Origin of the sequence: Geomonas limicola, from assembly GCF_014193675.1 — a bacterium.
Lineage (GTDB): Bacteria > Desulfobacterota > Desulfuromonadia > Geobacterales > Geobacteraceae > Geomonas > Geomonas limicola.
Window position 1 is genome coordinate 202,834 of the sequence record NZ_BLXZ01000004.1, and the last position, 23,646, is coordinate 226,479.

The 23,646-nt window shown below is 55.9% G+C and carries 18 protein-coding genes; 10 read left to right on the forward strand and 8 right to left on the reverse strand.

Annotated elements, in window-relative coordinates; genetic code table 11:
* The first annotated feature begins 7 nt into the window (after positions 1–7).
* Together H7688_RS11340 and H7688_RS11345 are read left to right on the forward strand one after the other, a co-directional pair.
* A complete protein-coding gene (locus H7688_RS11340) occupies positions 8–550 on the forward strand; it encodes a thioredoxin domain-containing protein (RefSeq protein WP_183361228.1) in 543 nt (180 codons plus the stop codon).
* Between the two features lie 77 nt (positions 551–627).
* The gene (locus H7688_RS11345; protein ID WP_183361229.1) at positions 628–2,394 is read left to right on the forward strand and encodes a cytochrome c3 family protein; all 1,767 of its coding nucleotides are present in this window, start codon (positions 628–630) and stop codon (positions 2,392–2,394) included.
* A 181-nt stretch (positions 2,395–2,575) separates the two neighbouring features.
* Here H7688_RS11345 and H7688_RS11350 read toward each other — a convergent pair whose 3' ends face one another.
* The 8 genes from H7688_RS11350 to H7688_RS11385 all read right to left on the reverse strand — a co-directional run bounded on the left by H7688_RS11350 (position 2,576) and on the right by H7688_RS11385 (position 13,424).
* Entirely contained in the window at positions 2,576–3,550 is a 975-nt protein-coding gene (locus tag H7688_RS11350; RefSeq protein WP_183361230.1) for a hypothetical protein, read from the reverse strand.
* Positions 3,551–4,030: 480 nt separating this feature from the next.
* Positions 4,031–4,885, reverse strand: a complete 855-nt coding sequence (locus H7688_RS11355; RefSeq protein WP_183361231.1) for a transporter — start codon at positions 4,883–4,885, stop codon at positions 4,031–4,033.
* 43 nt (positions 4,886–4,928) lie between these two features.
* Entirely contained in the window at positions 4,929–5,441 is a 513-nt protein-coding gene (locus H7688_RS11360) for a single stranded DNA-binding domain-containing protein (RefSeq protein ID WP_246329791.1), read from the reverse strand.
* 150 nt (positions 5,442–5,591) lie between these two features.
* On the reverse strand, positions 5,592–6,941 hold the full coding sequence (locus tag H7688_RS11365) for a sigma-54-dependent transcriptional regulator (RefSeq protein ID WP_183361232.1): 1,350 nt from the start codon (positions 6,939–6,941) through the stop codon (positions 5,592–5,594).
* Positions 6,938–8,188, reverse strand: a complete 1,251-nt coding sequence (locus H7688_RS11370; protein WP_183361233.1) for a two-component system sensor histidine kinase NtrB — start codon at positions 8,186–8,188, stop codon at positions 6,938–6,940. Before H7688_RS11370 ends, H7688_RS11365 begins: the two co-directional genes overlap by 4 nt.
* Positions 8,189–8,588: 400 nt before the next feature.
* Positions 8,589–11,645, reverse strand: coding sequence for a molybdopterin-dependent oxidoreductase (locus tag H7688_RS11375; RefSeq protein ID WP_183361234.1), 3,057 nt, complete (start codon positions 11,643–11,645; stop codon positions 8,589–8,591).
* Entirely contained in the window at positions 11,642–12,370 is a 729-nt protein-coding gene (locus H7688_RS11380; protein ID WP_183361235.1) for a 4Fe-4S dicluster domain-containing protein, read from the reverse strand. The genes H7688_RS11375 and H7688_RS11380 overlap by 4 nt, the downstream gene beginning before the upstream one ends.
* A gap of 574 nt (positions 12,371–12,944) precedes the next feature.
* The gene (locus H7688_RS11385; RefSeq protein WP_183361236.1) at positions 12,945–13,424 is read right to left on the reverse strand and encodes a relaxase domain-containing protein; all 480 of its coding nucleotides are present in this window, start codon (positions 13,422–13,424) and stop codon (positions 12,945–12,947) included.
* A gap of 297 nt (positions 13,425–13,721) precedes the next feature.
* Between H7688_RS11385 and H7688_RS11390 the strand changes: the two genes are divergently transcribed.
* From H7688_RS11390 to H7688_RS11425, 8 genes are all read left to right on the forward strand, one after another.
* On the forward strand, positions 13,722–15,506 hold the full coding sequence (locus H7688_RS11390) for an NACHT domain-containing protein (protein ID WP_183361237.1): 1,785 nt from the start codon (positions 13,722–13,724) through the stop codon (positions 15,504–15,506).
* A gap of 156 nt (positions 15,507–15,662) precedes the next feature.
* Positions 15,663–16,418 carry a hypothetical protein gene (locus H7688_RS11395; RefSeq protein WP_183361238.1) on the forward strand — a complete coding sequence of 252 codons (756 nt, stop codon included), beginning with the start codon at positions 15,663–15,665 and terminating at the stop codon, positions 16,416–16,418.
* Positions 16,419–16,693: 275 nt separating this feature from the next.
* Positions 16,694–18,058 carry a biosynthetic peptidoglycan transglycosylase gene (locus H7688_RS11400; protein ID WP_183361239.1) on the forward strand — a complete coding sequence of 455 codons (1,365 nt, stop codon included), beginning with the start codon at positions 16,694–16,696 and terminating at the stop codon, positions 18,056–18,058.
* Between the two features lie 350 nt (positions 18,059–18,408).
* Positions 18,409–18,537: a helix-turn-helix transcriptional regulator gene (locus tag H7688_RS22925; protein ID WP_183361240.1), complete on the forward strand. Its 129-nt coding sequence runs from the start codon at positions 18,409–18,411 to the stop codon at positions 18,535–18,537.
* A 339-nt stretch (positions 18,538–18,876) separates the two neighbouring features.
* Positions 18,877–20,160 (forward strand): tyrosine-type recombinase/integrase, encoded by a 1,284-nt coding sequence (locus H7688_RS11410; RefSeq protein ID WP_183361241.1) that lies wholly within the window; start codon positions 18,877–18,879, stop codon positions 20,158–20,160.
* 68 nt (positions 20,161–20,228) lie between these two features.
* Entirely contained in the window at positions 20,229–20,684 is a 456-nt protein-coding gene (locus tag H7688_RS11415) for a hypothetical protein (RefSeq protein ID WP_183361242.1), read from the forward strand.
* 115 nt (positions 20,685–20,799) lie between these two features.
* Complete coding sequence (locus H7688_RS11420) at positions 20,800–21,000, forward strand: helix-turn-helix transcriptional regulator (RefSeq protein ID WP_183361243.1); 201 nt, start codon at positions 20,800–20,802, stop codon at positions 20,998–21,000.
* Positions 21,001–21,184: 184 nt separating this feature from the next.
* Positions 21,185–23,587, forward strand: coding sequence for a DUF3631 domain-containing protein (locus H7688_RS11425; RefSeq protein WP_183361244.1), 2,403 nt, complete (start codon positions 21,185–21,187; stop codon positions 23,585–23,587).
* Positions 23,588–23,646 lie beyond the last annotated feature (59 nt).

The following is a 23,646-nucleotide window of genomic DNA, read 5'->3' on the forward strand; positions in this document are numbered from 1 at the left end:
AGCTTTTATGACAAGAGACCTGGTACTCATAGTTGCACTCTGCCTTGCGCTTACGGGCTTTGCGACCCCTGCGACTGCTGCTGAGCTACCCTGGTTTGCCGGGCTCCCCCTCGACCAGGCGATACGGATCGGGTCGGGGCCCGAGGTGGTGGTCGAGGTCTCTGATCCGGACTGCCGGTTCAGCCGCAGGATGGTCCGTTACTGGGACCAGCGGCAGGACGTCACCCGGTTCATCTTTCTGGTCGCACTGAAAAATCACCCCGAAGCTGCTGGCAAACTGAGCTTCATACTCTGCGCCCGGGACCGGGTGGCAGCGTACCGCGAGGTCTATGCGGGCGGGCTCGATTTCGGGGAAAAGATGTCCGAGCGCAGGTGTGACGACCGGGGCCTTGCCCGGGTACACCGTGAAGTCGCCGACAAGATCGGTGCCGGGGGGACTCCAACCTATGTCATCAAGGGTGTCCGGATCGATGGTGCCAAGGTGGGGGATATCGAGCGCCTTCTGGGAGGGGCGAAGATCCCCTTTTCGGCAGCCGATCCCGATTGGTGACAGCCTGAGGACGTGCTCTGCCCATGATGGGGGGCTTCACTGCTCCGGCCGGCATCGTTGAGCTTAGGAGGGGGGGGATGATGCGAAAAAAATCGGGTACCTGCTGCACCGTTAGCGCGCTGGCCGCAGCTTTGTTGCTGGTCGCCTCCCTGGCGGCTGCCGCGGGCAATGATTCCTGCGTGGAATGCCATGCCGACCGATCCAGAATGACTCAACTGGGGTTTCCCCACTTCACCGTCACCCCCGACCAAGTAGCCCGCCAATCCGGCATGCAGGCAGGTTGTGCCGACTGCCACCTGGGAGATCCGGGACAGCGCGACAGTGCTGCCGCCCACCAGGGGATGGGGCGCCTGCAACTGGTCAGCAAGAAGGGGCTGCAGGTCGAGACCGTGCGCCGCGAGGTGCCGCTCGAGCTGACCGGCGATCCCATGACCCGGATCAAGCACCGCATCGTAAAAAATGGCAAGGTGACCGGAGATCCGGGTGTTTCCCTCATCCTCTACCAGGACAAGCGCCGGGACAACCTGTCCCAGGATTTCACCGTCATGGAGCGCACCTGCGGCGCCTGTCACGCCAAGGAATTTTCCGAGTTCACCCGCAGCACCATGGGGCGCAACGCCAAGCAGAGCCAGTACCGGGGCTGGATCGATCCCCAGCGCGGGCCGCACAACTGCGGCACCTGGTTCGAAGGGAACCACGGGGTCATCGCGGCGAACACTGCCCTGCCATTCTCACCGGAACAAAATGCCCTGAACCAGAGAAGCTGCAATACCTGCCATGTCGGGTGTCTCGATTGCCACTACGATCCGGTGCCTGCTAATCCTGCCGACCCGCGCCTGGGGATGCACACCTTTAACAGGGTGCCCAAGCCGGAGAGCTGTTATGGGGGCGGGCGCGGCCAGATTTGTCATGCCGGGCCCGAGGAGCGCCGCCGCGGTGCCGGTTATTTCGGTGCCAGTTATGCGAACCCCGAGGGGATGCAGCCGGACATCCATCAGACCAAGAAGGTGCACTGCCTCGACTGCCACGAAAACAGCGGGTCGGGAACCGGCCTTGGCCACGCCATGGTCAAGAGGCAGGGGCGCTGTGACACGTGCCACGCCAAACAGATCGCGGGGCATGAGAAGTCCCTGCACAAGGCGCTTTCCTGCGAAGCCTGCCACATCCACGACGTTTCCGGTTACCAGGGGACCTACTGGGGGCCGGGCCGCCTGGCCGGCGTCGAAACCCCCTACTTCAAATACAAGGAGTACTACGGGGTCATGAAGGATCCGATCCTCATACGAGACCAGAAGGGGCGCTGGATACCGGTGAAGCCTTTCCCGATGGCGGTCCTGAACCAGAAGGAATCCACCCTGAAGCCCGGGCTGCACTGGCGCTGGCCCAAGGAGTTGCCGGACCTGCAGAGGACCGATGACGCCTACGGTCTGGTCGGCTTGTTCGACGGCCTGCCCGAAAACAACAAGGCGCTACTCTGGATCCAGATGGACAAGGTTTCCCACAAGTACGGCCGGAGTCGTTCCTGCGCCTCCTGCCATCAGCTCCCCGGCGGTGAGCAGCGCCAGCAGGTGAAATGGGATTTCAGCGATGCCGGTGCGCTCCCCTTCAGCGGGAGCCACACCGTCGTCGCGGGTAAGGGTGGGCTGGCCATCGTGGAGCTGGTTTCCGAGCCGATCGAGGTGACCGCCGGTTATCGGCTCTCCAGCCTCGCTCCCTGGGTGTACCTGAAGGATCGCTGGCGCATCACCGGAGACTTTTCCCTGCCGGGGCTTCGGGACCGTAAGCTCTACGACCGGGTTAACGGCGACAGCGGCCGCGCCCGCGAGGCGGGGGTGCTGCACTGAGCGGAGTGCCCTGCACGCCGGTTAGGCGGGTGACGTACTAAAAAGAAGAAGGGCCTGCAGCAACATGGCGCAGGCCCTTCTTTATTGGCGGAGAGTGGTGATGCTCAGGCCGTCAGGAGAAATGGCAGGATCGGTGCTCGTGTTACGCGAGGGATCTCGCCACCAGGCCTCATGGCCATTACTACATCTGACCGCCCATTCCCGAGCCACTCCCGGTCGCTCCGGTGCCGGAACCCATCACGGTCCCCCCCGAAGTGGATCCGGTAGTGGTTCCCCCGGTGCTGGATCCCATCATGGTTCCACCCGAGGTGCTGCCGCCCATCATTCCCCTGAAGGATGCGGACATGTTGCGGAAGGGCTGGCCGACAGGCATCGTCCCCAGGGTGGTGGTCATGCTCCCCATGAGAGACGTCATGGCAGCCTGGGAACCGGCACCGGTCCCCTTGACCGAGGACAGGTTGCTGAAGATCGCCCCCATCATGCCGCGGTAACGGTTGACGTCGACCGTGGTGCCGGAACCGCTGGTTATCATCACCTGCCCCATCTGACTCCCCATGAGGCTCGCCATGTTCTGCGCCGCGGTGTGCATGGTCTGGCCGGTGGTGCTGCCGGAATTGGCCATGTAGTCAGCCAGCATGTTGGTCCCCGCCGGGAGCCCGAGCTGGGCGCTCATCAGGTCCATTGCCTGCTGCATGTTGTATTTACCCGTTGCCATAAGTTCGTGGACTTCGGTCGACATGGGGCTGATGAAGTTGCTGCTGACCGTGCCGCTGACGGCGTTGGCGGGCATGCTGAGGACATAGCTGTTCGCCACGACCTGGTTGGTGTCCTTGTCAATGGTCACACCCTGGACCGCCATGGCGACGATGGGGTACTGCCCCACATCGGCGGGATCGACCGTAAGGGTGTAGTTGCCATTGGCGTCAGTGGTGGCGGTCGGTTCTCCCGCATCGGGCTGGTAGTTGCCGTTTTTGTCCATGAACACCGTTGCGTTCACCAGGTAGCCGTCCGCAACTTTACCGGATACCGCGGCAAGCGAGCTGCCCGCCGGAGTCCCGGTGCTCCCCGTCGTGCCAGCGCTGCCGCCGGAACCGCCACAACCTGCCATCAACCCTGCCACAACCAGTACCGCTGCCGCCGCAAATCTCGTTCTCATGGTCCCGCTCCTCTTATCTTGTTTGTTGAAAATCTGAAGTCCCCGTCAAGGGCGCTTACATCAGGTGACACACTCCCATGCAACCGGCGAGGGTTAGGATCGACACCAGGAGTAGTACCGTTACCAGTAAGGTCTGTATCTTCATCTTCCCTCCCTAACGCTGTGACCTGCCGTGGGTATTCCACGCTTCGTGCCAAACGGGTGCCTGCCGATAACCGGCTGTTTACACTGTCGGGTTACCGCTGGGCGGTCGGGCGGAGGAGCAGATGAAGTGAAATCTTTTGCACCACTCGAACGAAGTTTTGCACTTCTTTACCGAACATGACGAAGTACGGGTGTCCAGTCTGCCAGGGGGAGCTGACTACCAGGGGCGCGCCTGGGGTACGAGAAGAGGGGAACGGTGTGGGGGGAGGGGTAAGACAAACAAAGGACACGTCCCCGGCGGCCTGTGCACGTCGGGGACGGTGACCGGTGAGGATTCTAGAACTGGTAGCTGACTGCCAATCCGAGACCGTAGTCCGGGCTGGCAGTTTCAATTCCTTTGGCGAGGTAACCGTCCAGGCCAAGTTCTTTGGAGAGCTGGTACTTGGCCCTCAGGCGCAGTTCGAGGAGCGGGCCGCCACCCTCGGTGGTCGCGGTGCTTCCCTTCACCAGGAGCATCGGGCGCAGCCGTTCGCCCAGCTGGTATCCGCCGCCGGCGTAATAGTACAGGTAGTTCTTCACCGCAAGGATTTCCGACTTTCCCTGAATGGTGTAGCCGAACTCGCCGTCGGCGAACCAGTCGCCGTACCACTTGCTGAGTTCGAGGGCAAATCCTTCGTCGAAGGCGCCGGTACCAAGGAACTTGTTCTTGTCGGCCGTGGGGATTTTCAGGTAGAAGTTGGGCCGTAGAGCGGGGACGTACTCCTCCTCGGTGTACAGGACGTACCCGGCCTTAAGCTTCGTGTCACCCAACCCGTAGTGGGAGGTATTCACCTCGCTGGCGGAGGCCGTGGTGCGCATACCACCTCCCATCATCGACCCGGCCAGCATCGCCGGCTGGGCCACCCCGGTCTGTCCCTGCATCGTCATGTACTGACCCGCCACCACCGCACCGGTGCTCTGGTAAACGAAGGGGAGTTCCAGGGAGAAATCCAGCCGCTGTGTCGGGTACACGGCAACCGTGAACGGCAGGAAGACCGAATCGGTGCGAATGCCGGTTCCGTAGCTGCCGGAGGCAAACTCGCAGCCAAGCCCCACCGCGTAGTGTACGTCATCAGCACGGAGCAGCGCAGGGGAAAGGAGCGGGGCCGCAAGTGCAAGGATGCCGAACACCTTCTTGATCTGCAGCGCCATGGCGCACCTCCTGAGGCAACGTGCTGTAAAGGTATTTCTCCGGTCAGCGCATCATCCGGCCGCCGCCCCGCATCATGCCGCCACCCGGGCTGCCGGTCATCCCACCGGAATTGACCCCCATCCACGCGGGGCCGCCTCTCTCGTTGCGCAGGACGGCCTGCCCTCCGGAGCTGCGGTTATCGAGCTTCTGTACCATCAGGTAGGTCTTGCCGTCCTTACCCTGGGCATGGGAACCCTTGGCGCTCACCTGGTCGTTGGGGCGCAGTTGGAGCTCCTTTCTTTCCCATTCGGACCTCTTTCCCACGCTGAGCGTAACGACGCCGGCACCGGTTTTGATGTCCACGAAAACATTTCCGTTTTCTTCCGTTCTGGGAGAGGTGAGCACGCTACCCGAGACCGTCGTCACCGTGTTGACGTCGTACCCTTTGCTGAAGTCGAGACCGCTTTTCCCCAGGTTGTCCCCACCAAAGCCAAAACCTGCGCAAGCGGAACCGGCCGCCAGAAAGTTCAGGCAGAGTGTGAGCAGCATGAAGAAGATGACGCGGTCTTTGCACATAGGGTGTTTTTCCTCCAGTACCCTGATTCCACGTTTCGTGCCAGCGGGGCGCATCAGGGTAACACGCTGATATCTTACGAGATGATCGGCTTCGGTGAAAAAGCTTCCCCTGGAACAGGTGCACTTCTTTGCACCTCGCGTCTGCACGGCTCAGCTCTCGTCCAGCAGCCCGTACTCCTTCAGTTTGTACTGGAGTGATCTGCGGGACATCCCCAATTCAGCCGCAGCCAGACGGCGGTTCCCTCCGTGCTTCTGGACCGCCTTGACGATGAGTTCCCGTTCCGTGGATTTAAGGGCCTCCCGGCTGTCCAGGGTTTCCGGCTTCCTTTGGTTCAAAAGCTCGTCCGGCAGCGTACCCGGTCTGACGAGGTCCCGGGAGAGTATCACGGCCCGCTCCATGACGTTTTGCAGTTCCCGGACGTTTCCCGGCCAGGAGTACCCTTGCAGTGCGGCAAGCGCCTGCGGGTCGATCCCATTCAGGCTCTTGCCGAGCTGGCCGCTGAACCGTTTGAGGAAATAGCCAACCAGGGAGGGGATGGCGTCCCTGCGGTCGCGCAGGGGAGGGAGATGGAGGGGGAAAACGTTGAGCCGGTAGTAGAGGTCTTCCCGAAAACGTCGCTGGTCCACCTCTTCGCGGAGGTTGCGATTGGTGGCGGCGACAATCCTGACGTCCGTCTTGATCTCCCTGTTTCCTCCCACCCGCTCGAACACCCGCTCCTGCAGGACACGCAACAGCTTGGCTTGCAAGGGGAGCGGCATCTCGCCGATCTCGTCCAGAAAGATCGTTCCCCCTTTGGCAAGTTCGAATTTACCCTGCCGGGGCTGGATCGCACCGGTGAAGGCACCCTTTTCGTGGCCGAAGAGTTCGCTTTCCAGCAGGTTTTCCGGGATGGCGGCACAGTTGAGCGGGATAAAGGGGCACCCCCTCCGGGAGCTCAGCAGGTGTACGGTCCGGGCCACCAGCTCTTTCCCGGTGCCGCTTTCTCCGAAGATGAGGACGTTAGCCTGGGTGTCCGCCACCTCGTGCACCAAGCGACGCACCGCCTGCATGGCAGCGCCGGCGAAGATGAGCTCCTCCGGTGGCAGCCCGGCCGCTTCCAATTCCTTGAGTGAGAGGTATTCGCGCGCCTGCATCTGACCCGCGATGGTGCGGCGCACCACGTCGAGGAGGGTGTCCGGCGAGTCCAGGGGCTTGGTGAGGAAGTCGACCGCCCCTTCCTTGATGGCGGCAACGGCCTCGTCCACCTTGCCGAACGCGGTAAGGAAGATGAACGGGGGAGCCGTGAGGTCGTTTCTGGTTTCGCGGAACAACTCAAGGCCGCTCTTCCCTGGCAGCTTCAGGTCGGAGATCACCACGTCGAAGCTCCCCTGCCGCAAGAGCTTGAGCCCCTTGATGCCGTCCGCCGCGCACAGCACCTGGTGCCCGTCATCCTCGAGGATGGTCTGCAAAAAGCTGCGGAAGGTTGCATCGTCCTCCACCAGCAGGATCGTTCCCTTCATCGTCCACTCCCGTGTACTGTGCCGGATCTGTCAAGGGGCAGGGTCAGCGTCACCTTGGTACCCTCATCCGGTTTACTCGTCAACTGAATTTTCCCCTGGTGCTCCTCGGCTATCTTCCGGCACAGGGCAAGCCCCAAGCCGGTGCCACGCGCCTTGGTGGTGAAGAACGGCTCGAACACCCTGGGGAGGTCGTGCCCGGCAATTCCGGCTCCGCTGTCTTCGACGCTGGCGACGGCGCTCTTGCCCGAGGAACCGACGCTCCAGCGCAGGGTTCCGCCTTCGGGCATCGCCTGGAGGGCGTTCTTCCCCAGGTTGAGCAGCACCTGCTCGATCCGGTCCCGATTGCCCCAGACCCGCACCTCTTGCGCAGCCTGGATGGAAACGTCCACCCCCAGCTGGAGAGCCTCGTCGGAAAGCATCGCTGCCACGTGGTTGGTCACCTCCCCGAGATCGAACGCATCCTTTGCGGGCGGTTCGCTCGAGGCGTAGCAGAGAAGTTCGGTGACCAGGTTCTCCAGACGGCAGGCCTCCGCCACGATACTTTGGGCAAATCCGCTGTTGCGGGGTTCGGCGGGCCTTTTCTCGATCACCTGGGCGAACCCCTTGATGCCGGCGAGCGGGTTGCGAATCTCGTGGGCGAGCATGGCCCCCATGACCCCCAGCCGCGCGAGGCTCTCCTGGCGCGTCATTTCCCGCTGCATCAGTTCCTCCCGGCGCGCAGAGCGGAGCAACACGGCGATCAGGACCCACACGACGCCCAGCATGCCGAGCAAAAGGGCGGTGTTCAGCCTGGCCCGACGAATGACCGAGTCGGCGCGGTAGGTGTGGAGCGTGAGGCGCAGGACGAGTGTTTCCGAGGGAAGGTAGAGGGGGGTCGTGAACTGGAAGGCCCGTTCTCCGGTGCCGAGAGTCACCCGCTCTTCGGTGGGGGCGGCTCCAGGAAACCCCCGCTTCAGATCGTCGTCTCCGCTGGACGTGCCGATGAGGTCCGGGTTGGAGTGGAAACGGTAGATGCCGTGCCGGTCGATCATCGCGAAATAGGCGATGTCGGGCGGACGAAACTTCGCGAGGTCGGCCAGGGAAGGGTCGTGGACTGCAAGGCGGTCGATTGCGGCGCTCAGCGTCAGCGCCAGGCCGCGCAGGTTTTCTTCGGCAATGGGGCCTGCCTGTCGGTAGTTGTAGGCGGCAAACCACAGGAGCAGAAGGGAGAGGCAAAGCCCTGCCGATATGATGGCTTTTCTGAGCATGTACTTCCTGGTTGCACGAACCAGCTGTGTTTCAGTGCGCTTTACGTGGAGACGCACTCTGTGAGTGAGACGATAGCTGCACGATTGACCGGGACACCGTTGTCCAGGCCGGAGTTCTCTTGAGCTACCGCGGCTCAAGCTATGTCAGGTGCGCTGCCGCGAGTAGAGAGGTTGCCAGAAGGAGTATCACAGTTCTCTACATTGTCCATGTTCCGTTGGGATCTGGCTACTTCAGGAAGACCCGCTTCCCGGTGTTTTTTAAAGGTGTACCAAAGGGAGCGCAGTGCCCCTGCTCCATCAGGACCTGACCCAGGAGCTATTAACGTTTTGCACGATCGGATAGATGGTAAAAAGGCCGTGGTCTTTGGACCACGGCCTTCAGTCGTTCATGTCTCCTGTATCAGGAAGAAAGCTTCTCCACCCTGACCCGCGTGGAGCTGAAGTCCGGGATGCCCGCCACGACGTCCACGAGCGGCAGTCCTCCCAGCGCCTCGTCCATCCTCCCCAGGTCGTTGGGAAGGATTCCGGTGCCGAGCCGCGGGTCACCCTTGAGCCCTTGAGGCCCCGCCACGTCCTTCCCTAAGAACACCTGGTCCGCCGAGCGTACCGGAAGGGATGAGGCGCCCATCTGGGTGTGGCCGTAGTGGAAGGAGACGGCGAGGCAACCCCGGCGCACCAGGGTGCTCACCCGTACCTTTCCGGTGACTCCTTGGGGTGAGCTCGAAGAGATCAGGCGGACTTTCTCTCCATCAAGGATCTTAAGCCGCGCAGCATCGTCACGGTGCATCACCACGTAGTTCTCGGGGAACACCTCCATGGACCAGCGGTGCGAAGTGGTGCGGGACTGGGCGTGCAGGTTCATCTTGTGGGTGACCAGTGCAAACGGGTAATCGCTGTCAGCCCTTTCGAGGACGTTCCCCGCGGCGTCTTCCGGAGGGAGGTAGGTCGCCACGCCAGGAATGAGGGCGCCGGATCGGAAGTTTCGGCAGGTAGCCAGTTCCTCGTTGTAGAGGGCGACCCGCTTCACCCCCGCCTTGTGGTTCTCGCCCTGGAAGTCGTCCCGGTAGCGTCCGGTGAAGGCGCCGCCGCGCGCCAGCAGGTAGCAGGTCCTTTTCCACTGACTCTCGCTGAGCATCGCCTTGAACCGTGCCACCGGATAGTTCTGCTCGACGAAGGATACCTCCTCGGGGGAGGCCTCGGGGAGCTTCGCGCTCTCGGCAAGATTGGCTATGCCGCGCAGGTAGTAGTCCTCGCCCGTGGTGAGCGGGTGCAGTTTGCCGTCGCCGGAGGGGATTGCTCCTGCTCCGAACCCCGGGAGCTTGGCCCGCAGCGCCAGGTCGATCAGGAAGGTCTCCAGCCCGTAAGACCTGCCGTCCTTGGTCTTCCCGGTTATCGGTTCGATAGCGGGGGTACGCACCGCGGTGAACTTGAGGGCCGGGGCGTGCGGGGTGAGGAAGGCGTAGTGCCCCTCGGGATAGGTGATGTCCGGCACGATGTAGTCGGCGTAGAGGTTCGACTCGTTGATGCAGACATCGATCGAGACGTGCAGCGGCACTTTCGCCGGATCTTTCAGGGTGCTGGCGAAACGCTGCCCGCCGGGGATCGAGTAGACCGGGTTGAAGAAGTAGCTGAAGAGAACCTGGCAGGCGTAGGGGTAGCCCTGGTCGATGCCGCTCAAGGTCTCGACGCAGAGCCCCCCCAAGGTGAAGGGGAACCAGGGGCGACGTGCCGGGTAGCCGCTGCCGCCGGCCTCTTTTTTCCGTCGGTATTCGCTGCTCTTCTCGTAGCTTGCCCCCTCGCGGGAGAGCATGACCCCTTTCGCCTTCAGCTGGGAGGGGAACGCCTTCAGGTCGAAGCTCCCCTGGTTCCAGCTCCCCGCGGCGCCGCTTCCCTTCAGGTAGCCCCCTTTGCGGTCCACGCTCCCGATCAGCGCGTTCAAGACGGCGACCGAGTAGGCCGCGTGCACGCCGCTTGCGTAGTTGCCTGCCCCGTGGTACTGGCAGACCGCGGCGCGGGTGCCGTGCGAGGTGAACTCGCGGGCAACGCGTACGATCTGCTCCGGCGTCACCCCGGCGCTTGCCGCGTACTGTTCCAGCGTGAACCTGCGCGCCGATTCGGCCAGCAGGCGGAAGGAGGTCTTCACCCGGATGGTGCTCCCGTTGGGGCCGACCAGTGTCGCCTCGCGGTCGAGTTGGGCGCTCTCCACCGCATCGAAGGGAAACGGTTTATCCTCCGCACCGAGCACCACGTAGGCGCTTGCCTGTTCCCCGGTCAGTGCGGGGTTGAGATCCGACATGCGCAGAAAGCGGTGCTCTTGGCGATGTCCCGGTTCTACTACGACGAGGTGGGTCGCGTTACTGTACGAGCCGTGACCAACTTTCGCAGCCGCCTTCGGGTTGGGGGCGCTCAAGTACGCCGTGTGGCAGCGGTCGTTTTCCATCATCCAGCGGACCATCCCCATGGCGAAGGCGCCATCCTGCCCCGGCTTGATGGCGATCCAGTCCTCCGCGTGGGCCGAGGCGTTGGTGGCGCGCGGGTCGATGACGGTGAAGCGGGTCTTGCCGGCGGCGCTGCGGCTTGCCACCAGGGCACCGTAGGTGTTGATCCCCGGTTGGGTCGCCTCGTAGATGTTCGCACCGAAGAGGAGCAGGTATTCGGCACTCAAGGGATCGGCCTTGAGTTCGACCTCCTTCTTCTCGGTGAGCGCGAAGTTCCCCATGCGGAAACCCAGGCCGCAGATGTCGGTGTGCCCTACGCGGTTCACCGACCCCATGGCCTCTTTCACGAAGCGGCTGGTGAACTCCTGGCGGCCGCTTTGGTCGCGTCCCGCGATGAAGACGAAACCGTTACGCACCGGCCCGAGCTCCGGCGCCTTCGGGTCGATGGGGCGGTCGGAGTTGAGTTCGGCGAGACCGGGGACGCGGCGCTCCTCGCCCACGTGGGCGAAGAGTTTTCCCCCCTGGACGATCTCCTCGATCATCCGGTCCCATTCGATCGGCTCAAACTGGCCGCTGCCGCGGGGACCGCTCCGCTTGAGCGGGCGCACCAGGCGGTAAGGGTTGTTGACGTAGTTGGGGGCGTCGTGTGCCTTTCCGCAGACCGAAGCCGGCGTCTGCAGGCTCTCCCGGACCGGGGTGTGGTACTCGAGCGGATCGAAGCGCATGTTGTAGGGGTGGTACGGATTGCCGGCAATGGTTGCCAGTTTGCCGTCCTGAACCGTCATGCGGGTGCCGCAGCGCGCGTTGCACCCGAGGCATGCGGAGTAGACGGTGCGGGTTCCCCTGTCGCCGGGGCTGGCCGGTGTCGCCTGCACCCGGCGCGGGTCGAGCCACTGTCGCGCCGCCTCGGCCTGGGAGCGGGCGGCAAGCAGGGTCGCCGTGCTGACCGAAGCGTAGGTGAGGAAGTTGCGTCGGGAAAGCTTCAACACGGAGGATTCCAATGCGGAAAATATGTTCATGCAGTCCTCCCTGATCTGGCGCGCAGCGGCACGTAGAGAAGACTCGTGGTTATACCAAGTTCGGGCTTGCGGGAGACCAGGTCGTTGCGCGAGAGATACTGGGCGAACTCCCCTTCAGGTGCGAGTGCATTGCCGAAAAGGCGGGCCCGGCTGGGGCAGGCGTCGACGCAGGCAGGGTTGAGCCCTTTGACCAGGCGGTGCAGGCAGAAGTCGCATTTGTCTACCTTGTTCCCGTGGCGGGGATCCGGGTAGCGCGCCTCGTACGGGCAGGCGCTGATGCAGGAGAGGGTGGCGCTGCAGCGCTCCCAATCCGTGACCACGATGCCGTTAGGCAGCTTGAATGTGGCGTTGGGGGCACAGGAGGGAACGCAGGGCGGGTTCTCGCACTGGTTGCACTGCACCGGGGTGAAGGCGACCCGCGAGCCGTGGGTGTCCTTGCTCTCCTCGATCAGGATCCGTGTGTTGAACTGCTGCGGTGCGGTGTCGTTTTGAGCCTTGCAGGCGATGACGCAGGACTGGCATCCGGTGCAGCGGTTCAGGTCGATGATCATGCGCCAGCGCTGCTCCGCGACCTTTTCTGCGGCCCCGGCAGAGCGCGCAGAGCCGGCGGCGAGGATCCCCAGGACCGTCTGGGTGAGAAACGCACGCCGGGAGGTGTGCTGGGTGACTGATTCCGGATGCAGGTCATCCTGTGGCAGGGACGGAGTCCCTTCGGTGCTCGTCATGTCTGTTGTATCCTTCGTGCGGGGGATTCACTTCGGCGGGATGTTGTAGCAAGACGGAAGTGCGGCGCCACTATATACAAAACCGATGGCAGTGACAAGCTTTTGCGATGGGTGTGTGGCTATGGACAGGCAAAGGTCTTTAAGGTGACCACTGAGGGTGCAGTATGGAGATAATCTATTCGCAGGATTGCCAAAGAAGCTGCGAGAACTAAGGGCGTATGCAGCAAAGCTTGGTTGTCAAAAGTCGAAGAAAGCTCGGCTTGGAGGGGGGGCTCCGAATTTGATGGAAATGGGGCGGGTGCGATGCTGGCAGGATTCCGCCACCGTGAAGGATTGACGCAGGTCTCCACATCGGCAGGCATCCCAAAACGCCATATCCGCGAAATTGAAAACGGCCGGAGGGCGATCGGTGTCGTGAACGCGAAGCGGTTCGCCGCTGTACAGAACTGCAATTGGAGGCGGTTCTATAAAAGTAAGGCATTACAAAGCAGAAATGACAGAAGGCCGTAGTTGAGGACTACGGCCTTCTGTTTTATGTCGGATAGATGGAGATTCAAATACTAGTCACACAACCTTATCCCAATATTTTTCTACCACGGGCCAAGTCCCAATGCCTTGTCCATGTCCAGACCTGACCCTGCGGCCGTGTCCGTGTCCGAAGCCCCTCGGGGCTCTGGAAGTGGCAGTGGTACTTCTCGACGCGCCGCATGACCGTAAGGACCGCCGCGTCGTGGGCCTCTTTCACTTCCGAGTTGCCGCAGGCATAGAGGACCGAGACCAACTTGGGCGCGGAAAAGGTGCAGTCGTTGCCGGCCCGCCGGGTCTCAACAAGCTCCCCGGTCTCCTTGTCGCGGGAGAGCCGGGGCTCAACGATCCTCCGTCCGTCCGGGTCCTCCCCCCGGCACAGGGCGTGGAACTCCCCCTCACCAACCGGACCATCGAGCCCGCGCTCCCGGGCGCCATGGCCGAGCCACCGGGAAATCTCTCCCTGCTCGGCCTCCCGGAGGTAGTAATCCTCCCTGGAGAAGTACCGGCCGGCTTGCTCTGCCCCCATGCCAGGCGAGATTTACATCATATTGGAAAGGTCGGCCTGTCTGCGTAGCAAAAGTGGTGGCACATATTTGCCCCCCTAGCTTAGGATAACGATGACTTTTTTGTATCGGCATGAGGGAGATCGAGTTAAGAAGAATTTAACCAAATAACCTACGCAGAGAATGATTCTAACGAGGGCCTGTGTAGTTGGGAAAAGTTGCATAGTAACTGCAATAATTAGCTTGATCGGAAGATGGTTTTAATTTAATCTAACGAAAACTGGGACATCTAAGGATTTATTAACCGGGAAGGGGGGGATATGCCAACAGCCATCGCAATTGGAGGAGCAATAGCTATTAAAAAGCTTATAGATCAAATAACAGCTGATCTCTATGCGAGTTTTAAAGATGGCTATAAGGATAAACTGGAAAGAATCTCAGCATTAAATAATATTTCTGCTCTTAGCAATAAGATAGAAGAAGTAGGCCGAGTTAAAACAATTTGGCAAACTGATAAGTCTATTCAGTTGTCTTCATTTTACTGCCAAAGCCATGTCTTGTTAAATGGTGAACGCAGGGTCGTCAACTCGGTGTCTGACTTTGAAATCGACGGTAATATATTGATAGAAGGGATTGCTGGGCAAGGTAAATCTATACTAATGCGTCACCTGTGCATGACAGAGTTAGATAATGGAAACTTTATCCCGGTATTTATAGAACTCAGGAGAATAAATTCCGAACAAGAGTTGATGCCAATAATAAATGCAAAGTTGGTTGAACTTGGTTTTGATATTGACCCAGAAATATTTAGATATTTATGCAGCCTAGAAAAAATGTTATTTTTATTGGACGGATTCGATGAGGTCCCAGATAAGATACAGAAATCTTTGATAAACGAGATTGAAGATATAACTAATTTGTATAGAGGAATTAAAATAGTAGTTAGCTCTAGGCCTGAAAGTGGGATAGAGTACTTGCCATCATTTAGTGTAGCAAAAGTTGACTATGTTAGGAATGATGAGTACAAGGTGATAATATCTAAATTAAGTGAGAGTGCAGAATTTGCAGAAACATTAATTGATAGAATTAATGTACATAAATCTGATATTAAAGAAATGCTATGTACTCCTCTTATGATCACTCTTTTAGTGCTGACTTACAAGGCTTATCAAAAAATACCAGAACAACTTTCAGAATTTTTTGAAAGCATGTTTCACCTTATGCTACAAAGACACGATGGAACAAAGCCTGGGTACACTAGAGAACGGAGATGCACGCTTAATGATATAGAATATCAAAGGATTTTTGAGGCATTGTGTTTCTTGTCAAAAGATAATGGTCAAACATTTAAAGCTTCAACCTTGTATGAATGTGCGGCAAGGGCAATATCGATTTGTAAACTTGACGCTGATCCACAAAAATATGTACAAGATATCAACAGAATAACTTGTCTAATAGTATACGAAGGCAAGGTTTTCCGTTTCTTACACAAAAGCATTCAAGAGTACTTTGCTGCATCTTTTATAAAATACAAGCCAGATTCTGTTTCAGTTAAGTTTTACGACAAAATGGACTTAGATTCGCATAAATGGCACCAGGAGCTTCTGTATCTCGAAGAGATAGATAAATATAGATTCAGTAAGTATCTTTTGTTGCCAGCTTGTCGAAAATATTTAAATCCTCCTAAAAAAACTATACCAAAAAAAATAATCACCAAAGATTATTCCAATATTCTTGAGAAAACGTTCTATTTTACATTGGAACCAACAAGTTGGATCTGGTTTGGCTACGATAGGCTGCTAAGATCAATTCTTGAAACATCTGAACTAAGAGTTACCTCTCGAAGTATATTAGCTAATTACCTACAACGAAACAAGATTTTTAACGATTCTAAAGATCTAATTCATCAGTACTTAAATGATTTTCAACCAAAAACAAGCACTCGGTGGGTGTCATTGAAGAAATTGAGAGATAATAATATCTGTTTCGAAGCAATTACTCTTTTCGCTGAGGCAGTATTTGACCTACTACACCGTCGGGGCTTAGATTGTCAAAAGTACCTGAAAGAGCAAGAGAAAACAGATTTTATGGAAGATTTCCTGTAGGGTGGCTACGCTCGATTGTCCACGGAACTCAAATAACTGACCCACTCGGGAATAAGCCGGGAGATTCATGTGGTATGCAGGTAACGCGGGCGTTGGTGAATTCCCAGACGTTTAAATGCGAGGGTATTAACGCCAAGAGATCTGTAAGGACTTACTATGGCGATTTTTTTTACAGCAGTTGGCTCAATGCTGCTCACCCTATTGATTTTGATAGGGATCATTTGCGGTTTCATATGGCTTGTCATGGCCGATTTATTGCTAGTTATGAGTAAGCTTCTTAACTGGGTCAAGAGAGGATCAAATTTTTTGTTAGTCATATTTCCAGTTGGATTTTCAGTGGCCTCTATACCATTACTTACTAGATTTAGGTGGGGTTTGGATTGCTTTCGAGTAATTGGTATTGTTATAGAAATAATGGGATTACTGACAGTTGTATGGTCATTGGTAAAAGAAAGTAAAAAATATAACCATGCTGGCTACCACAAATCATTTATAAATTGGGTGTTTGAGTTAAAATCTGTCCTCAAACAAACCAACGGTTGCTTCGGCGCCTTTAGTATGACAGGCGGTGCAACAATTGGTTCGGGGGCATTGACCGTGTCTACACAAAATTTCAAAGATGTTGATGAAAAGGTGGAGTACTTACTGAAACGAGTCATTGAACTTCAAACCTCAATTGATGCTAATCATAATTTAATTGAGCGGGTTAAGAATGAATTGAATGAGAAAATAGATAGTGTCACTGGGAATCTTAGTCACCAAATCTCAATTCTCAAAGATGAATTAAGGGATAAAGCGACTCTTGATTATTATATGCTTATTTCTGGATCCTGGCTGACAGTCACAGGCATGGTTATGACCAATACACCAGATAGGATATTTGAATACCTACTTAGATTCCCATCAAAATAATTAGGATTAAGATTCTATGGTACGCCATCGCTCAAGGGCTCGCAGGGCCTCCTTTGACAAAAAACATTTAGATCGTGAAAGTAGGTGCGAGTTGCTAACCCCTCATAGAAATGGATGAAAGGGATGAGATAAGGACCACAGCCTGCTGATAAAAATCGGCGACAACGTGATCCCGAAGAAGCGGACCCCGGGAGCTTTTAAGAGTTTGAATGCGATGAGCGCCTCTCAGTTCACTGGGGTGGCGGCGGAGAAATAAACAAATTAAGGATATTTCAGTGATAGATGATGATTTGGATCGGGGGTGGCGACAGCACTTTCCGACATATGCATTTAAGGAGCGCGACGTTGCGCTGGAGGAGTATAAGACAGCCGCTAAAAGCTTGGAGTCAGAGGAACGTGTCTTTTTAAATGCATCAAATATTGCGGTCATTGTCGCTGCAGGGCTCGGATCTTTAGCAGTTGGGTCCTTAGATAAGCTTTCGAGCCAGTTTAAGTCGGTAATCCCCTCATACGTAACAATGGGGGTCCTTCTTTCATTTATAATGGGACTGTCAGTAGTCTCCTTGCTGTATTTCGCTGACAGGCAGAGGGCTCTTGTTTTTGCAGCTCGAAAGGTGATTGTCCTGCGAAGAATGATGGGCCTAAGTTATGGAACGGTTCAACTAATACTACCAAATTGGCGTGTAGAGGGGGCGGATGAGCCGTTTGCAATAAAACTATTCCCAGGTTGGTTCACTTATGTAACATATCCATACTATGCTCTCGCAGGAATATCTTCCGCCGTAATATTTTTTCTTCTTGCCTGCCTTGCTCCCGAAATAACTATTCTAAAACAATTTACTATGATCCCGCTGTGGGTGTTGACACTAACAACGTCTATCTTATGGGCGTTTTTGCTAGCATACACATATCGGGGGGCGTTACTTGATGTACATGAACATCGGATGTTGCTATTCACCCAAAATCTAGCTAAGTTGCTACGCTTCAGAATCGTAACAAATTTTGAGCACGTAATCTATCGCGCCACCCTAGCCCGCTATGAAATGAATCGCTTAAAAATTAAGACCGATAATCTAAAAACCTTTCTTATACTTATAGAAGATCGCAACTTTTACAAACATAGCGGAGTCTCGATGCGTGCCTTAATCCGTGCTTCTTTAGGGCTTATCAATATAAAAAGGCGTTCAGGTGGCTCCACTATAACTCAGCAATTAGTAAGAACCCTTTTCATCCATGATCAATCAAAGTTGCTGAGAAGAAAGAGTATCGAAATCCTATTGGCAATTTGCTTTGACAAAATATTTACTAAGAATGAGCAAATCGATTTATATCTTGCGTCTGTTAGATTTGAGCGAGGGGTTTATGGTGTTATGGAAGCAATGCATTTTTTTTGGAATCATATTGTAGCTAAACCCTCAAAAGCTGAATCATTTTTTTTAATTGAAAGAGTATCTAACATTAATTCAAAAATATTAGTACATAAAATCGTTCAGACAGCCAGATATGCAAAAACATTAGGAATGTTTACGGACGCAGATTTAGATGAGCTTTTAATGCTATATCGAGACGCAACCACTAGCGGTAAAATAAAGGACCTTGATGGGGGAATGGCTTTACTCTCCAATTTTTTCCATCATTAAACCGCTCGAGGGGGAGGACGGGGGGGGAATCCCCTGGGTGAGATTGCAGCTAGGAAGTTTGACATGTCGCACCGTCCACTCCCAAGATTTGTCTCGTTCCCCGCCATCACACATTTTGAACACCGGTTGTCCCCTTCGTGGCCAGTTCCGAGTACCCCTCAGGATAAAATATTTGTAAGTACTAATACCTACACCTAGCACGGTTTCAGCAGTCCTTCAATCCGGCAGGTCTAAAAACGGTCGGGCGCCAACGTGATTGCACAACTCGGCCATCTCCGGAGGTTACTCATGAAATGGGTCCTAAGGTGCAGGCAATTGCTTGAATTTATTGGTCTGAGCAACACCACGCAATGGCGTTAGAAAAAAATGGGGATTTCCCGGCGCGGATCAGGTTGGGGAGGGGGGCTGTTGGCTGGCGTCTTGACGAGGTTGAAAAGTGGCTAAATGGGCGGGAAAGAGTGGTTCGGCCAAAGGCATGAAAGCCTGGAGGTTGCACGAGAGGTTGCTCGGGCCAAAAAACACAACAAGGGGTTATAGCCTATCGCTGTAACCCCCTGTTCTAAATGGCGGAGAGATAGGGATTCGAACCCTAGGTACCTTTCTGTACACCTGATTTCGAGTCAGGTATTAGGCAGGTTCGATCAGTTCCACTGTTTTCCATTACATGACTTTTTAGCTCCGTACATGCTTGACACAGCTGTACATTGAGGCTAATATCTGTTTCACAGTATCCCTTATGAGTTCACCTATTGCCAACACGCCAGAGGATACGTTAAAGGATACGTTTCTGCCGTATCCTTTCCTGAGGGGGCCTCGCGATGACAAAATCAGGGCGCTTTACCGATAAGTACATCATGAACCTAAAACCCGACATCAAAGAGTATTGGGTGCGCGAAGGGCAAGGCTTCTGCATCAGGGTGTACACCTCCGGGGAAAAGGCGTGGTACTACATCTACACCTTCGAAGGGCGCAAGCGCTTCATGCGGCTTGGCGACGGAGGATATCCCGAGGTATCCTTGGCAACTGCCCGTGAAAAATTCGACATTGCAAAGGTAAAGGTTAAAAACGGGATTGACCCACTCGCAGAGCAGGATGCTGCCAAACTTGAACGCAGCCGTACCCCGTTCGTTGCCGATTTCGTCCAGGAATACATTAATCGCTATGCTAAGGAGCACAATCGGGGCTGGAAGGAGATCGAGCGGGCTCTGAGGGCTGAGATTGTGCCCAGGTGGGGGAAACGGAAGATCACGGACATCAAGCGCCGCGACCTTTTAATCATCACGGACGAGATAAAAGACCGAGGAGCGCCGGTTATGGCAAACCGGGTACATGCCTACACCCGCAAAATGTTCAGCTACGCCGTTAAGCGTGACGTACTAGAGGCTAACCCCTTTATGGGCATGGATCGGCCAGCAGCGGAAAAGAGCCGAGAGCGTGCGTTGTCCGCCCCGGAGATAAAGACCCTCTGGGAGAATCTCGAAAAAGCCAGAATGAGCGATAATATCCGCCGGGCCTTGAAATTGATTCTGGTGACCGCCCAGCGCCCTGGCGAGGTTATTGCCATGCACAGAGACGAGATCGAGGGGAGTTGGTGGACGATCCCGGCAGAGCGTTCAAAAAACAAGCAGGCCCACCGAGTTTTTCTAACCCCGTTGGCACTCCAGTTGATCGGCACTAAGGATGGGTACATTTTCGAATCTCCGGCCGATCCGGGTAGAGACGCCGCAGGTTCGCCCCTTCCAGCGAAACCGTATGAAGTCCGCACCATGACGCACTGCATCAAAGAGAATCTCCCGCACACGCCGGAGAGTAAGGTGGAGGATCGGTTGAAAATCGCCCATTTTACCCCTCATGACCTTCGTCGTACCGCTGCCACTTGCATGGCAGAAGCGGGTACTCCTGGCGATATCCTTGACCGGGTGCAGAATCACGTCACGAAGCAGAAGCAGGGGGTTGGCCACATCTACAACCGATACTCCTACGACAAAGAGAAACAACAGGCTCTTGAGACGTGGGAACGGAAGTTGAACAGCATCCTTGTCGGTACTACAGGGGGAAAGATTATCCCCATCGGCAACGCCAAGCACAGCGGAAAACCATAACGGATCGCGCGAGCCCTTAAACAACGGGTGGAAGGCCCGCAACAGCAAATAATAGGCAGGAGGTGAACTTGCCAAAAAGAAAAATAAGCAACTGGAAAAGGATGTATGAACTTGCAGCTGGCGCCTACTACGCCAAGAAGCTTATGAGAGGAGAGGACCTTACTCCTGAAGAGCGGCATGCAATTGCAGAATTGCTGTGCCCTGAGATGTTTAAGCCCTCAAAAAAAGCAGCGCACCGACCCGCAGGAACAACACGGACGGGAGATAGGAACCGTCGACTGTGCCAGCAATACGTTGCGTTGTATGACAAAAGCGGATCCGATTCTGCTTTTGCTACCCTTGCCGAAGTTCACGGGATGTCAGTCGCCGCTGTCCGTAAAGTAGTTAGCGGGGAGGAATTGGAAAGGGCAAAGGAACTGTTGATGGAGTCGCCTCTCCGTCGGTTTATACGTATCGGCCCTCCTCAAGGTCAACAAGCAGGTGTCGGCACGATCTCACCTGACGATCAACAAGAAAAAAACTAGGTGTATAACCGCCGCTTAATTTCTCCTGCAATCTAACTGACTTTTTGAGACAACCTGCGTAAAAGAGAAACCGTACGGTAGCGATGCCGAACGTAATCTTTTGCGGAGGTTTAAAATGACCTACTCACCTGCAGTAATTCCCCCTTCGAAAATCCGTGAAGTAACCGGCTTGAGCAGGACGACGGTTTGGCGGCTCGAGCGCCTTGGACAGTTCCCCCACCGGATTCGCCTTTCCCCTGGCCGCGTTGGTTACCGACGATCTGAAATCGAAAGCTGGCTGGCTGTCCGCCAAGCAGTAGTTGCGGAGGTGGAATGATGCAAACAGCCCACGCAGGAAAAAAACCGACTCCTCTCCTGACCTTTCCCTTACGATGTGCGTTGCTTGGTCTCGCCAAAAAACTGGAGCAGCGAGACGAGGACCGGCTCGTGCATTCGCTTCTGGATTGCGTCTACTACCTCTTGACGGAGACGTTGAGGATGGACGCCAGAGAGGAGAGGCGATGACTGACGTAATTTCAGCATTTCGCGAAGCGGCTCTGGAGGCCGGTTATGAACTGCCTGATTGCATCATGCCGGATGGGCGACTCCACCGATTCGACGTCGCAGACGGCAAGCGGGGAAACAAGGCTGGGTGGTACCTCTTGCACGCGGATGGAAAACCCAATGGTGTCTATGGGACTTGGAAGCAACCGGGGAGTAAACGCACATGGAAGGCCCCCTCTACCCATAGTGCTAGGTTTCCTGCAACATGTAGTGCTTCGAGCGAGAGAGCAAGAGTTGAAAAGGAGCGCCATGCCGACTGTCGAGCATCCTGCGTGACCATCTGGGAAGCCGCTGCGGCCGCAACGCTAGAACATTCCTATCTCAAGAGGAAAGGAGTCCACCCATACGGCCTAAAGACGGCCAACGAGATGCTCCTTGTACCTGTCCGGGACTTGGCGGGTGCGCTACATGGATTGCAGACAATCGCCCAAGACGGAACCAAGAGGTTCAAGCCCGGCACCGACAAGGCGGGTAAGTTTTTCATGATCGGGGAAATTCAAGATGGCACGGTTGCCATCTGTGAGGGGTACGCAACCGGAGCCAGCATCCACGAAGCTACCGGTCATACCGTTGTGATTGCTTTCGATGCGGGAAACTTGCCCTCCGTCGCCCAGGTGATCCGCTCCGAGTACAAAACAATCCGAATTATCGTTTGTGCCGACGACGACCATCATACGGAAGAAAATCCTGGTGTTACCAAGGCTACCGAAGCAGCTGTGGCTGTGGACGGGTTGCTGGCCGTCCCCCGGTTCCCCCCATCTAGGAGTGAGAAGGACACGGACTTTAATGACCTCGCCCGCATCTCTGGGCTAGAAGCGGTCAGAGCCTGTATCGACGCTGCGAAAAGCATAGCCATCATTGCTACGACTCCCACAACGTCTGGAGTTGCTCCCCCTGATCTTGAAGAAGCAGCCACGAGATTATCAAAGCTCTCACTAGTTCAGTACGACCGGGTGCGCGGGGAAGAAGCCAAATTTCTTGGCATCAGGCAAAAGACCTTAGATGACGCTGTAAAGGACGCCAGGAAGGGGGGCAAGGGAGAAGACCTGCCCTTTGAGAGCGTTGAACTGTGGCCGGAGGAGGTGGTCCCTGCAGAAGTTTTATCGGATATTGCAGCAACTATTCGGCGGTTCATTATCTGCACGCCAGAAACAGCAACAGCTGCGGCGCTCTGGATCGCAATAACGTGGTTTATCGATGTGATCGAGGTCGCCCCGCTAGCCATTATCACCGCGCCTGAGAAACGCTGCGGGAAGACCCAGCTGTTGTCTTTATTGGGCCGATTGGTAGCCAAGCCGTTGACGGCCAGCAGCATTACCCCTTCGGCCCTTTTCCGTACTATCGACGCATGGGGCCCCACCCTTCTTATCGACGAAGCTGATGCCTTCATGAAAGATAACGAGGAGCTGCGCGGCCTGCTGAATAGCGGCCACACTAGAGACAGCGCCTATGTAATTCGCTGCATTGGAGAAAATTTTACACCCACAAAGTTTAACACTTGGGGAGCTAAGGCCCTCGCAGGAATAGGACACCTTGCGGATACGCTTATGGACCGCGCTATTACTTTGGAGTTGAGGCGGAAATTACCTGAAGAAACAGTCGACCGCATACGCCACGCAGAGCAGAACCTATTTGCTAACTTGCGCTCAAAGCTTGCTCGATTTGCAGAAGACGCGAAGGAGGCGGTAAGGCGAGCACGTCCACCTCTTCCTCCCGCTCTGAATGACCGTGCCCAGGACAATTGGGAGCCGCTTCTCGCCATTGCCATGACGGCAGGGGAGGAATGGCTCCAGCGAGGAACGACGGCAGCTCTTGAGTTGTGCGGCGGGGAGGAGCGGAGCCTGACTGTCGGGACCGAATTACTCTCAGATATAGCCGAACTTTTTGAGGAACGAGGAACAGATCGGATTAGCACCGCAGACCTAATACGGGCCCTGTGTAGCGACGACGAAAAGCCTTGGGCAACTTACAATCGGGGACAAGCGATCAGCCCCCGCCAAGTGGCATCACGGTTGAAGGAGTACGGCATTACCTCCCGTTCGATCAGGATATACAACTCGACACCGAAGGGTTACACCGTCGACCAGTTTCAAGAGGCTTTCTCTCGTTACCTACCACCCCCTAAAGAGCCGCAACAAGCCGAAACAATGCCACAACTAGTACGTACAGGCGATTCAGGCGTTGCGGATAATGTCTCAGTTGCGGATATATCTGACACAGGCTTTATATCGCACATCATTAATCCGACCGTTGCGGGCACCGCGCCACGTTGCGGGACTGTGGCGGAGGTTGGAACTGGTAACACCTCAAGATTGCGAGATAGTTGCGTTGTTGCAGGGGAGTTAGAAGCTCCCTTCTAACGCTTAAAGGGGGACAAGGTGGGGCCGCGACGAAAGCTTGGCAACACATCCCTTTCGCC